The following is an 11001-nucleotide window of genomic DNA, read 5'->3' on the forward strand; positions in this document are numbered from 1 at the left end:
CGCCGCCGTCCCCCGACCCGGTGACCCCGGCCGCCGCATCCCCGCACCCCGCAGTCCCGTACCCGTACCCCCATATCCCCGTATCCCGAGAGGACCGACCGGCATGCCAGTACTGCCACTCGACGGCCTGGCCGCGATCGTCACCGGCGCCGGCCGCGGCCTCGGCCGGGCCGAGGCGCTGGAACTCGCCCGGCTCGGCGCGTCCGTGGTCGTCAACGACTTCGGACAGCCGGGCCGGGACGGCTCGGGCGAGGCGTCGGCCGGGCCCGCCGAGCGGGTCGCCGCCGAGATCCGCGCGGCGGGCGGCACGGCCGTCGCCCACACCGGCGACGTCGCCGACCACGAAGGGGCCGAGGAGCTCGTCCGGCTGGCGGTCGACACGTACGGGAAACTGGACGTGCTGGTCAACAACGCGGGCATCCTGCGCGACCGGATGGTCTTCTCGATGACCGAGGCCGAGTGGGACTCGGTCATCCACGTCCACCTCAAGGGCCACTTCAACACCACCCGCTTCGCCGCCGCGCACTGGCGCGAGCGCTCCAAGGCGGCGGGCGCCCCGGTGTACGGGCGGATCGTCAACACCTCCTCGGAGGCGTTCCTCGCCGGTTCGGCCGGACAGCCCAACTACGCCGCCGCCAAGGGCGGGATCGTCGGGCTCACCACCTCCACGGCCCTGGCGCTCGGCAAGTACGGCGTCACGGCGAACGCGATCTGCCCGCGCGCCCGCACCCGGATGACCGAGGACGTCTTCGCCGGCTTCCAGGAGCCGGGGGAGGGGCAGCTCGACCCGCTGGCGCCCGAGCACGTCGCCCCGCTGGTCGGCTATCTGGCCTCCCCGGCGGCCGGGCACGTCAACGGCCAGCTGATGGTGGTGCACGGCGGCATGGTGGCGATCGTGGAACGCCCCAGGGTGGCCGCCAAGTTCGACACCGCCAAGGAGGCGTTCTCGTACGAGGAGCTGGACGGGCTGCTCTCCCCGTACTACGCGGGCCGCCCGGCGCACGAGACCTTCGCTGCGGCCGAGGTGCTGGGGCTGAAGAAGGACTGAGGGAGAAGGACCGGGCGAGGGACGGCGAAGGGCCCGGGGAGTGCTCCCCGGGCCCTTCGCCGTGCGTCCCCGTGGTCAGCCGAGGTCGCCGCCCTCGTTCTGCCGCCGGTGGCGGCCGTGGGCCTCGGTGGCCGATTCCTCGGTCGCCGCGGCGCCGCCGCGGTGCTTGCCGTGGCCGTCGGAGTCCGTGGTCGCGTCGGCGGACGCGGTCAGTGTCTCGGACATGTGGTGCTGTCACCCCGTTGAATGTCGCCCGTTGCGTTCGCGGTGGATCTTAGCGAGACCGCGCGGGCCTAGGGGCGGCCGGTCAGCGGTGCCTGCGCCAGCGGTACGGGCCGGGGCGCGCGGGGCGCTGCCGGTACGGGCGCGGGGCGCGGCACGTCCACCGGCGCCCGCACCTGGGCGACCGCGCACGGCAGCAGATCCGTGGCGCACGGCAGCCGCAGCACGCCGTCCCGGGTCCACAGCCCCGACCCCGCCAGCCACCCCTCGGGCGCGGGCAGCTGGTGCAGCCGCCGTCCCGCCGGACGCCACACCCCCACCCAGGTCCCGGCGGCGGCGTCGATGCGCAGCGCCACCGCGCAGCTCTCCGGCATCAGGAGCTGGCCGGGCTGGATGGCGAACGGCGTCACCGCCGCGTCGGCCGGGCGCAGGCACTCCGGGAAGCGCACCGGCAGCGTCGAGCCGAGCACGCCCCAGCCCAGCCGGTCGTGGCCGGGGGCGTCCGAGCGCAGCAGCAGCAGTCCGGTGTCCGGGTCGGCGAGCAGCAGCCGGTCCTGGCTCTCCTCGGTGATCCGCAGCAGCTCGGTCACCTCGCCGCCGCGCTCCAGGTCCACCGCCACCGCCTTGGTGCGCCCGTCGAGCTCCCGGTCGAGCGCCAGCATCCGGCCGGTCCGGTCCAGCCAGACGCCGCCCGAGCAGCGCCCGTCGAGGGTGGCCACCGGCTCGGGCCCGAAGGCGCCGCCCGCCACCAGCCACAGCGTGCTGGTCTCCACCCCGACGGCCAGGGCGTACGCGCAGCTGCCGTTCGGCGACGGCGGCAGCAGGGTCAGCCGGCGGTCCTCCCGGTCGCGGGCGACCGTGCCCAGGGCGAGCTCTCCGGTGCCGGTGCCGGCCGGGTAGAGCAGCGCGAAGACGTCCCGGTCGGCGATCCGGCGGTGGATCAGCACCCGCCCGTCGCCCATCGGCAGCACCGAGGAGTCCGGCTCCTCCGGCTGGTTGCCGGGCAGCGGCACCGCGTACGGCTCGGGGCCGTCGAGCGTCCAGCGCTCCGGGAACCAGCGGTCGCCGTCGCCCTCGAACCGCACCAGACGGGCCGCGTAGGAGCCGTCCGCGCTGATCGTGAACTCCGTCTGCCGGACCGCTCCGCCCCCGGCTGCGGTCTCTATGGCCAAGGCCGTCATGAGATGGCTCACCTCCGGCCCAAGAAGCTAGTTTTCGCACTTCCTGCCGAACAACACGAGACCACCCGCTTCACACCAAAGGGTGGCCGTCGGGCGATTCGCCGGTGAGCGGGGTGACGGATGTGCAGCGGGACGACGGTCCCGGCCGGGCCCGGCTGACCAGCGTCCGCGCCCCCGTCCATGGTGGGCGCGGCGCCGGTCGCGGGTAACCTGTCCCCGTGCCCCGTCTGTCTGAAGTCATCGCCGCGCTCGACGCCCTCTGGCCGCCCGAGCGGGCCGAGGGATGGGACGCGGTCGGCACCGTGTGCGGGGACGTCGCCGATCCCGGTGCCGAGGTCCGGCGCGTGCTGTTCGCCGTCGACCCCGTGCAGGAGGTCGCGGACGAGGCCGTGCGGCTCGGCGCCGACCTGGTCGTCACCCACCACCCGCTCTATCTGCGCGGGACGACGAGCGTCGCCACCGGCCACTTCAAGGGCCGGGTCGTGCACACCCTGATCAAGAACGACATCGCGCTGCACGTCGCCCACACCAACGCCGACACCGCCGACCCCGGAGTCTCGGACGCCCTCGCGGGCGCGCTGGACATCCGGGTCGTCCGCCCGCTGGTGCCCGACGCCACCGACCCCTCGGGCCGCCGGGGCCTCGGCCGGATCTGCGAGCTGGACCACCCGATGACGCTCGGCGAGTTCGCCGCGCACGCCGCGGCCCGGCTCCCCGCCACCGCGCAGGGCGTCCGGGTCGCGGGCGACACCGGGGCCCTGGTGCGGACCGTCGCGGTCAGCGGCGGCTCCGGCGACAGCCTCTTCGACGCCGTACGGGCGTCGGGGGCCGATGTCTTCCTCACCGCCGACCTGCGCCACCACCCGGTGTCGGAGGCCACCCAGCACTCCGCGCTGGGCCTGATCGACGCCGCCCACTGGGCCACCGAGTGGCCCTGGTGCGAGCAGGCCGCCGCACAGCTCGACGAGATTTCCGACCGCCACGGCTGGGACCTGCGGGTCCACGTCTCGAAGTCGGTCACCGACCCCTGGTCATCCCACCACTCTTCTGGAGCCCCCAACTGAACGCCGCGCCCGCCGACCAGATCCGCCTCCTCGACGTCCAGGCCCTCGACGTACGCCTCGCGCAGCTCGCGCACAAGCGCAAGTCGCTGCCCGAGCACGCCGAGATCGAGTCGCTCACCAAGGACCTGACCCAGCTGCGCGACCTGCTGGTCGCCGCGCAGACCGAGGAGAGCGACACCGCCCGCGAGCAGACCAAGGCCGAGCAGGACGTCGACCAGGTCCGCCAGCGCGCCGCCCGCGACCAGCAGCGGCTGGACTCGGGCGCCGTCTCCTCGCCGAAGGACCTGGAGTCCCTCCAGCGCGAGATCACCTCGCTCGCCAAGCGCCAGGGCGACCTGGAGGACGTGGTCCTGGAGGTCATGGAGCGCCGCGAGTCCGCCCAGGAGCGCGCCGCCGAGCTGACCGAGCGGGTCTCCTCCGTCCAGGCCCGGACCGAGGACGCGACCGCCCGCCGCGACACCGCCCAGCAGGAGCTGGACGCGCAGAGCGCCGAGGTGGCCAAGGAGCGCGCGGTCGTCGCCGAGGTGATCCCGGCCGACCTGCTGAAGCTCTACGACAAGCTGCGCGAGAAGCAGGGCGGCGTCGGCGCGGCCCGGCTCTACCAGCGCAAGTGCGAGGGCTGCCGGCTGGAGCTGAACATCACCGAGGTCGCCGAGGTCCGCGCGGCGTCCCCGGACACCGTGCTGCGCTGTGAGAACTGCAGCCGGATCCTGGTCCGTACGGCGGAGTCGGGCCTGTAGTGCGGCAGTTCGTTGTCGAGGCCGACGGCGGCTCCCGGGGCAACCCGGGCCCGGCCGGGTACGGCGCGGTGGTCCTCGACCCGGTGACGGGCGAGACGCTGGCCGAGGCGGCGGAGTACATCGGCGTCGCGACCAACAACGTCGCCGAGTACAAGGGCCTGATCGCCGGGCTCAAGGCGGCGAAGGCGCTGGACCCGGCGGCGAAGGTCCGGGTCCGGATGGACTCCAAGCTCGTCGTCGAGCAGATGTCGGGCCGCTGGAAGATCAAGCACCCCGACATGAAGCCGCTCGCGGCCGAGGCCGGGCGGATTTTGCCGCCCGCCCAGGTCACCTACGAGTGGATCCCGCGCGAGAAGAACAAGCACGCGGACCGGCTCGCCAACGAGGCCATGGACGCGGGCAAGCGGGGCAAGCAGTGGGAGCCCTCGGCGTCCACGGCCGCGCTCGGCACCACCGACTCGGGTGCGGCCCGGGTCGTCGGGGACGCGACGGCGGGCGCGGCCCGGGCGCGGGCGGCGCTGGCGTCGTCCACGGCCCCGGCGGCACCGGCCGCCACCGTCCCGGCCCCCGCGCGGAGTTCGGGCGCGGCTCCGGCCGCCGGGTGGAGCGGGCCGGACCTGGGCACGCCCACCACGTTCGTCCTGCTGCGGCACGGCGAGACGGCGCTCACCCCCGAGAAGCGGTTCTCGGGCAGCGGCGGCACCGACCCGGAGCTGTCGGCGGCGGGCCGCCGCCAGGCCGAGCAGGTGGCCGCCGCGCTGGCCGCCCGGGGCACGATCCAGGCGGTCGTCTCCTCCCCACTGCGCCGCTGCCGCGAGACGGCGGCGGCGGTCGCGGCCCGGCTCGGTCTGGACGTGAGCGTCGAGGACGGGCTGCGCGAGACGGACTTCGGGGCGTGGGAGGGGCTGACCTTCGGCGAGGTGCGCGAGCGGTACGCGGACGACCTCGACGCCTGGCTGGCCTCGCCCAAGGCGGCCCCGACCGGCGGCGGCGAGAGCTTCGCGACGGTCTCGCGGCGGGTCTCGGCGGCGCGGGACCGCCTGACGGCGGCGTACGCGGGCCGCACGGTGCTGCTGGTCACCCACGTCACCCCGGTCAAGACGCTGATCCGCCTGGCACTCGGGGCCCCGCCGGAGTCCCTGTTCCGGATGGAACTCTCGGCGGCGTCGCTGTCGGCGGTGGCGTACTACGGGGACGGCAACGCGTCGGTACGCCTCCTGAACGACACGGGCCACCTGCGCTGACCCGCCCCCTCTCGGGCCCGGACTTCGCCTGCGGCCCGGTGGGTCCTCGTCGCGCAGTTCCCCGCGCCCCCAGGGGGTACCCGGTAACCGGAAAAGCCGGCTCAGCCAAAGGCTTTGAGGAGCGCGGGGAACGGCGCGAGCAACCCACCACGGTCGGCGGACGAAGGCGGGTTTCCAGGGGCGCGGGGAACGGCGCGAGGAGCGATCACGGTCGGCGGACGAAGGCGGGTTTCCAGGAGCGCGGGGAACGACGCGAGCAACCCACCACGGCCCGCGGACGAACGACGCCCCGGTCCCGCCGGCCTCAGCGCAGCCCCGCCGCCTCCCGCGCCAGCCCCTCCACCCGCCCCCAGTCCCGCGCGGCCAGCGCATCCGGGGGCAGCATCCACGTACCCCCCACGCACCCCACGTTCGGCAGCGCCAGATACTCCGGGGCCGAGGCGAGCGAGATGCCGCCGGTGGGGCAGAAACGCGCGGCGGGCAGCGGCCCGGCCAGCGACTTCAGATACGCCGTACCGCCCGCCGCCTCGGCCGGGAAGAACTTCATCTCCCGTATCCCGCGCTCCAGGAGCGCCACCACCTCGGAGGCGGTCGAGACCCCGGGCAGGAACGGCACCCCGGACGCGGCCATCGCGTCGAGGAGGCCGCCGGTCCAGCCGGGGCTGACCAGGAAGCGCGCCCCGGCCGCCACGGCGTCGTCGGCCCCGGCGGCCGACACCACGGTCCCGGCCCCGACCACCGCCTCCGGCACACCGTCCGCGATCGCCCGGATGGCGTCGAGCGCGGCGGGCGTGCGCAGGGTCACCTCGATCGCGGGCAGCCCGCCCGCCACCAGCGCCCGCGCGAGCGGAACGGCGTCTCGGGCGTCGTCGACGACGACCACGGGCAGGACGGGGGCGAGGTCCAGGACGGAGGTCATACGCGCATCCTGCCGGGCGGTGTCGCAGGGCGCAACGAGCGTTGCGCCCTGCGCAACAGCCTGGCGGGGCCGCCTCTGAACGGCCTGGTGGGGACCGCTAGTGGATCTGCTCCACGACCACGTCCAGCGCCCACGGCTTCCCCGCCTTGGCGGGCGGCGCGCACTCCACCACGTACCCCAGGTCGCGCAGGGCCTCCACCAGCCGCGCCGGGTCGGCGGGGACGGCCCCGGTCAGCAGCAGGTCGCGCACCAGCCGCCCCTTGGTGGCCTTGTTGAAGTGGCTGACCACCGACCGCTTCTCGACGCCGTCGACGATCTGGGAGTGCAGCACGCGTACGGTCGCGGTCCGCCCGGCCACCTCGCCCTTGGGCTTCCAGGCAGCGGCGTACGCGGACGAGCGCAGGTCCAGGACGAGCCCGGTCCCGGCGGCCTCCGTCAGCACCGGGTCCATCACGCCCCGCCAGTGTGCCCCGAGCGCACCGAGGCCGGGCAGCTTCACGCCCATCGAGCAGCGGTACGAGGGGATGCGGTCGCCGATGCGTACGGCGCCCCACAGCCCCGAGAAGACGAGCAGCGACCTGGCGGCGCGGCGCTTCGCGGCGGCGTCCAGGGTGGCGAGGCCGAGGGCGTCGTAGAGGACGCCGGTGTAGATCTCACCGGCGGGGCGGGTGCCGGCGGTGCGGAGCTCGGCGTTCTTGGCGATCTCGCCGCGCAGGCCCTCGCTGAGGCCGAGCACGGCGCGGGCCTCGTCCTCGTCGCCGAGGCACAGCTCGATCAGCTCGTCGAGGACGGCGGTACGGGCGGGCGCCAGGCCCGGGAGCCCCAGCGAGTCCTCCTTGAGCGGGGCTCCGCGCCCCCCGTCGGCCTTTCCTTCGGAGGGGGGCAGCAGCACGAGCACGGGGTCTCCTTGAGGTGGGGCTGGGGGAGGGGGTGCGGCCCCGGGCCCCAGATTAAGCCCCCACCCCACCCCTTCCCCAAACCCTCCGGGGGTGGGCGGGGCGACCCCGGGCCCCCAGAAGCGGGGCCCCGGCCCCCGCTGTACGCCCGCCTGCGAACCGTGCTGGGCCGCTCGCGCAGTTCCCCGCGCCCCTGGGCATCGAGGGGCGCGGGGAACTGCGCGACCAGCCCCCACCGGCCCGCAGACGACGAACCGGCCGCCCGCCCGAGGGCTTTCGGGAAGCCCCGATGCTCGTAAGTAGGGGTTCCGAGGGTAGGGACTGGTCAGGGCACAAGGAAGCCCCGCCCAGCACTGTGGCCGAACGGGGCTTGTTCCCCGTCTGGGACTGATCTACGAGCAGAACGACGACTTCGCGGCCTGCTGCACCGTGTCCGGCGACGGGATGCCAGACGGCTTGGACGGAGCCTCGGACGGCTTCTCGGTAGGCGCGGTGGCGGCTGGACCGCAGCCGAGAACCCCGGCCGGCGTTCACGTAGACGCTGACCGGGGCCGCACCGACTTGTCAGTCCTGTTTGGGCAGGAGGGCGAATCCCCTCGTCGGGGCCTGTCGCTTCCCTGATGGCACAGGGCGGGTTGCGCGGAGCTTCGCCATGACATCCCCCAGCACGTCAGGGGTGATGGGCTTGCGGGTCGATGGTTCGACGCTGTCGTACACGCCCCACTTCCCCGCCGGGGCCTCCGGATCTACCGGCGCGACTACCCACGGGATACCCATCCGCCGCAGCTTGACGTCCGTCTGGCGGGCCTCTTCCGCGTCCATGCCCTCACCTCTCAGCTGTAGGTGCAGGAAGCCTAGCCATCATCACCTTCCCCGCCGCCTCCCGAGCAGTGGGAAGCGCACTTGCCGGGGTTGATGGGCCCGCACCCTCCCGGCTTCGGCGTGTGGGAGCAGTTCGCGGCCACGGCGACCAAAGCCGTGGCCGGTCCCGTCCACAGCTCGCCGTCCACGCTGTACCCGACCTGTTCGATCAGCGCTACCGTGCGGGTCAGTGCGTGAGGGTCGTGCCGCTCTTGGTCGGGGCGCTCGGGCCAGTGGTGCACGAAGCGGCCGAGCCGGTTACACAGCTTCTCGTACAGATCCGTGTGCAGGATCAGCGCATGCCATCCCTCGTCCACGACGTTGGACGGGGTGATCTTCACCGTGGGGAACTGGGCTGCGGCGGTAACGAACTTGAGCGCTTCCACCACGATCCGCTGTGCCGTAGCGTCGGGCATGTCGGGATTGTTGTCGCGAACTGTTGCGACCACACCCCCGAACCCGTCAGGGGTCAGTAGGGTCCGTGCATCGCGCATGTGCGGTACCTCCCTGATAGGAGCCCGCCCTGGTTGATTGACCTGTCCAGGGTTTCCACCAGCCGGGGCGGGCGCTTGGACCTCACCCGACGAATTCCGCTTCACGGTGGTGTGCGGCCGGGTGAGGAGTCTAGGAACGCGGGAGTCGCCGGGTGTTGCGGTGATGCTTGCGCAGGGCTCGCAGTTGGAGGAGCTCGCGGTCATTGGCGTCCCGTACCGCGATAGCCCGTGTCTGCCAGCGAAGACCGGACGGGCGGGTGAGCGTCAGCATGAGCCCGCGCTGCTCGCGCACCTCTCCGACCATCTGACTGGCCATGTCGTACACCGGGGTCCCGGGCTTCCATGTCGTAGCCATGCTTCGCATCGTGACGCACCCTTTTAGACCCATCCCCGCATCATCTCGGGACAGTCGGAGCGTTCGTCGGTACGGTCTCCAGAAGGCCCGAACGTCTGCGCCGAAGGGGTTGACTTGAACACCGCCTTACGTTCTGCCATGGACGATGCGGGTGTTACGCCCCGCCAGTTGGCACACCGGGTAGGGGTATCGCTGAAGCAAGTGGAACGATGGCTCGCGGACGCGGCGCTGACACCGCACCTACGAAACCGCGAGGATGCCGCTCGGGCGCTGGGAGTAGATGAAGAGATGTTGTGGCCGCAGGCAGTGAAGGACCGGATCAAGACCGGCAACGACCGGGAGATGGTTCACAGTTACCCCTATCGGTCCGCCTGCCCATCAACCGTATGGGCTGGCCTTGTCGAAGGCGCGACGGCCGAACTGTTCTTCGCCGGGTTCACCAACTACTTCTTCTGGAGCCAGGTTCCCCAGTTTGCTGAGACGATCCGGCGGAAGGCCGAGGCCGGATGCCGGGTCCGCTTCCTGCTCGGCGACCCCGAGGGCGAAGTGACACGCCAGCGTGAGGCCATCGAGGATGTGGCACTGACCGTGTCCACACGCATCAGGACCACGTTGGAGCACCTTGACCGCCTCGGTCCCGTGGAGGGCGTGGAGACACGGTTCTCGTCCCCTCTCGACGCGATCAATCACGTGAGCCTGTCCGTCTTCCGGTTCGACCACGATGCACTCGTCACGCCCCATCTGGCGCGTCTGGTCGGCCACGATTCACCCCTGTTGCATCTACGCCGCCAGGGGGACGGGGGCATGTTCGACCGATTCGCGGAGCACAGCGAGGAACTGTGGGAGCGGGCCAAGCCGCGACAGCCCTGAGCCGCACGCGGGCCGCTCTGGAGACTCTCTCTCCCCCCGAAAAGCACTCCCTGCCCCTCCGGCTCCTCATGACAAGGGTAGAGGCCGACCGGTGCACGGACCACGCGGCTGCCGGGGACCGACAGCCGAACATCTCCAGCGTCATGCAGGCACTCGAAAGCCAGCGTTCGCGGGCACGCCGAACCCCCCGCGTCCGCCGCCCCGAAGGGTGACGAGCGCGGGGGCTACGTGGTCTGGTTCAGCCGACCAGGGCGTTGGTCAGCCGTGCGGCGGCCTTGCCGCCGAAGAGGGCGAGGCCGCAGTACAAGTCGATGCGGGTGCGGTAGACGGGCTTGTCGTGGGACTCACCCAGGTCGGTGGTCTGGACGCCGCCGTTGGTCAGGCCGGTGACCCCGGAGTCTGCTTCGGTGGACCCGAAGCGTACGGCGTAGATGTCGCCGGTCTGCTTGCCGCTGGTCCCGGCGGTCAGCGGGAGCACGTCGGTGCCGTCGAGCTTCTGCCCGGCGTCCAGAAGCGGGATGCCCTTCCAGACCGGGGCGAGCTTCCCCGCGATCTCGGCCGAGTCGAACTCTTCGCGGGTGAGGATCGCGTTTTCTGCCGCCAGGACCGGGGCGCCCTGGTCGTCGCGGACCGGGTTCCCGCGGTGGATCTTCCATCCCATGATCGCGGGGGACGTGAGTATCTTGACGATGGTCTTGTCCCGCCACTGCGCGGGCTTCCGCTTCCGCTTCGGGTGGGTGCTGTCCTCGGGTTTGGCCCCGTTGTGCTTCGTGCGGGCCCGGTAGGCGGCCCAGTGGGCGGACGGAGACAGCACGCCGTCAGCGTTCAGTGCACGGGCGATCGTGAGGGGGGAGTCTCCCTCCGCCAGAGCGGCAATGATCCGCTCTATGGTCTCGATGGCTTCAAGGTCGGGGACGAGTGTCCAGCCCACCCCGCCGTGCTCGGCTGGCATGCGGGCCCACTTCGCGAGCTCGTGCATGTCGCCCATGGACCGGATGGCCCGGTCGAAGCGCCAGAAGACCAGGGCCGTGAAGTCGTCGGGGCGCTTGAGCCACGCGCCGAGCTGCGGACGCTCGAAGGGGTCGACCTGGACGCGGACACGTCCAG

At 72.7% G+C, this 11001-nt stretch carries 13 protein-coding genes; 5 read left to right on the forward strand and 8 right to left on the reverse strand.

Annotated elements, in window-relative coordinates:
- The first annotated feature begins 103 nt into the window (after positions 1–103).
- Complete coding sequence (locus AB5J87_RS24635; RefSeq protein WP_369379351.1) at positions 104–1048, forward strand: 3-oxoacyl-ACP reductase; 945 nt, start codon at positions 104–106, stop codon at positions 1046–1048.
- Between the two features lie 75 nt (positions 1049–1123).
- Here the strand turns inward: AB5J87_RS24635 and AB5J87_RS24640 are convergent, their stop codons facing one another.
- Both AB5J87_RS24640 and AB5J87_RS24645 read right to left on the reverse strand, forming a co-directional pair.
- Positions 1124–1273 (reverse strand): hypothetical protein, encoded by a 150-nt coding sequence (locus tag AB5J87_RS24640; RefSeq protein WP_369379353.1) that lies wholly within the window; start codon positions 1271–1273, stop codon positions 1124–1126.
- A 68-nt stretch (positions 1274–1341) separates the two neighbouring features.
- On the reverse strand, positions 1342–2451 hold the full coding sequence (locus AB5J87_RS24645) for a hypothetical protein (protein WP_369379354.1): 1110 nt from the start codon (positions 2449–2451) through the stop codon (positions 1342–1344).
- A 218-nt stretch (positions 2452–2669) separates the two neighbouring features.
- On the opposite strand from AB5J87_RS24645, the gene AB5J87_RS24650 reads away from it, so the two are divergent.
- The 3 genes from AB5J87_RS24650 to AB5J87_RS24660 are packed head-to-tail and all read left to right on the forward strand — an operon-like array spanning position 2670 to position 5499.
- Positions 2670–3515, forward strand: a complete 846-nt coding sequence (locus AB5J87_RS24650) for a Nif3-like dinuclear metal center hexameric protein (protein WP_369379356.1) — start codon at positions 2670–2672, stop codon at positions 3513–3515.
- Entirely contained in the window at positions 3512–4255 is a 744-nt protein-coding gene (locus AB5J87_RS24655; RefSeq protein ID WP_369383660.1) for a zinc ribbon domain-containing protein, read from the forward strand. The genes AB5J87_RS24650 and AB5J87_RS24655 overlap by 4 nt, the downstream gene beginning before the upstream one ends.
- A complete protein-coding gene (locus AB5J87_RS24660) occupies positions 4255–5499 on the forward strand; it encodes a bifunctional RNase H/acid phosphatase (RefSeq protein ID WP_369379357.1) in 1245 nt (414 codons plus the stop codon). Before AB5J87_RS24655 ends, AB5J87_RS24660 begins: the two co-directional genes overlap by 1 nt.
- A 304-nt stretch (positions 5500–5803) precedes the next feature.
- Here AB5J87_RS24660 and eda read toward each other — a convergent pair whose 3' ends face one another.
- From eda to AB5J87_RS24685, 5 genes are all read right to left on the reverse strand, one after another.
- A complete protein-coding gene (eda, locus tag AB5J87_RS24665; RefSeq protein WP_369379358.1) occupies positions 5804–6418 on the reverse strand; it encodes a bifunctional 4-hydroxy-2-oxoglutarate aldolase/2-dehydro-3-deoxy-phosphogluconate aldolase in 615 nt (204 codons plus the stop codon).
- 97 nt (positions 6419–6515) lie between these two features.
- A complete protein-coding gene (gene yaaA / locus AB5J87_RS24670) occupies positions 6516–7316 on the reverse strand; it encodes a peroxide stress protein YaaA (RefSeq protein ID WP_369379359.1) in 801 nt (266 codons plus the stop codon).
- 562 nt (positions 7317–7878) lie between these two features.
- Entirely contained in the window at positions 7879–8136 is a 258-nt protein-coding gene (locus AB5J87_RS24675; protein WP_369379360.1) for a hypothetical protein, read from the reverse strand.
- A 32-nt stretch (positions 8137–8168) separates the two neighbouring features.
- The gene (locus AB5J87_RS24680) at positions 8169–8669 is read right to left on the reverse strand and encodes a hypothetical protein (RefSeq protein WP_369379362.1); all 501 of its coding nucleotides are present in this window, start codon (positions 8667–8669) and stop codon (positions 8169–8171) included.
- A gap of 130 nt (positions 8670–8799) precedes the next feature.
- Positions 8800–9024 (reverse strand): hypothetical protein, encoded by a 225-nt coding sequence (locus tag AB5J87_RS24685; RefSeq protein ID WP_369379364.1) that lies wholly within the window; start codon positions 9022–9024, stop codon positions 8800–8802.
- Positions 9025–9312: 288 nt separating this feature from the next.
- Between AB5J87_RS24685 and AB5J87_RS24690 the strand changes: the two genes are divergently transcribed.
- Positions 9313–9894: an XRE family transcriptional regulator gene (locus AB5J87_RS24690; protein ID WP_369383661.1), complete on the forward strand. Its 582-nt coding sequence runs from the start codon at positions 9313–9315 to the stop codon at positions 9892–9894.
- Positions 9895–10132: 238 nt separating this feature from the next.
- On the opposite strand, the gene AB5J87_RS24695 is transcribed toward AB5J87_RS24690, so the two are convergent.
- Complete coding sequence (locus AB5J87_RS24695) at positions 10133–10873, reverse strand: recombinase family protein (protein WP_369379366.1); 741 nt, start codon at positions 10871–10873, stop codon at positions 10133–10135.
- Positions 10874–11001: the final 128 nt, after the last annotated feature.

It is taken from the genome of Streptomyces sp. cg36 (assembly GCF_041080675.1).
Lineage (GTDB): Bacteria > Actinomycetota > Actinomycetes > Streptomycetales > Streptomycetaceae > Streptomyces.

Excerpts from the sequence above, each read along its gene's own strand:
- AB5J87_RS24680 (WP_369379362.1), bottom strand. The coding sequence starts at position 8,669 with ATGCGCGATGCACGGACCCTACTGACCCCTGACGGGTTCGGGGGTGTG.
- AB5J87_RS24640 (WP_369379353.1), bottom strand. The coding sequence starts at position 1,273 with ATGTCCGAGACACTGACCGCGTCCGCCGACGCGACCACGGACTCCGAC.
- AB5J87_RS24685 (WP_369379364.1), bottom strand. The coding sequence starts at position 9,024 with ATGGCTACGACATGGAAGCCCGGGACCCCGGTGTACGACATGGCCAGT.
- AB5J87_RS24675 (WP_369379360.1), bottom strand. The coding sequence starts at position 8,136 with ATGGACGCGGAAGAGGCCCGCCAGACGGACGTCAAGCTGCGGCGGATG.
- eda (WP_369379358.1), bottom strand. The coding sequence starts at position 6,418 with ATGACCTCCGTCCTGGACCTCGCCCCCGTCCTGCCCGTGGTCGTCGTC.
- AB5J87_RS24690 (WP_369383661.1), top strand. The coding sequence starts at position 9,313 with ATGTTGTGGCCGCAGGCAGTGAAGGACCGGATCAAGACCGGCAACGAC.
- AB5J87_RS24695 (WP_369379366.1), bottom strand. The coding sequence starts at position 10,873 with ATGCACGAGCTCGCGAAGTGGGCCCGCATGCCAGCCGAGCACGGCGGG.
- AB5J87_RS24645 (WP_369379354.1), bottom strand. The coding sequence starts at position 2,451 with ATGACGGCCTTGGCCATAGAGACCGCAGCCGGGGGCGGAGCGGTCCGG.
- AB5J87_RS24635 (WP_369379351.1), top strand. The coding sequence starts at position 104 with ATGCCAGTACTGCCACTCGACGGCCTGGCCGCGATCGTCACCGGCGCC.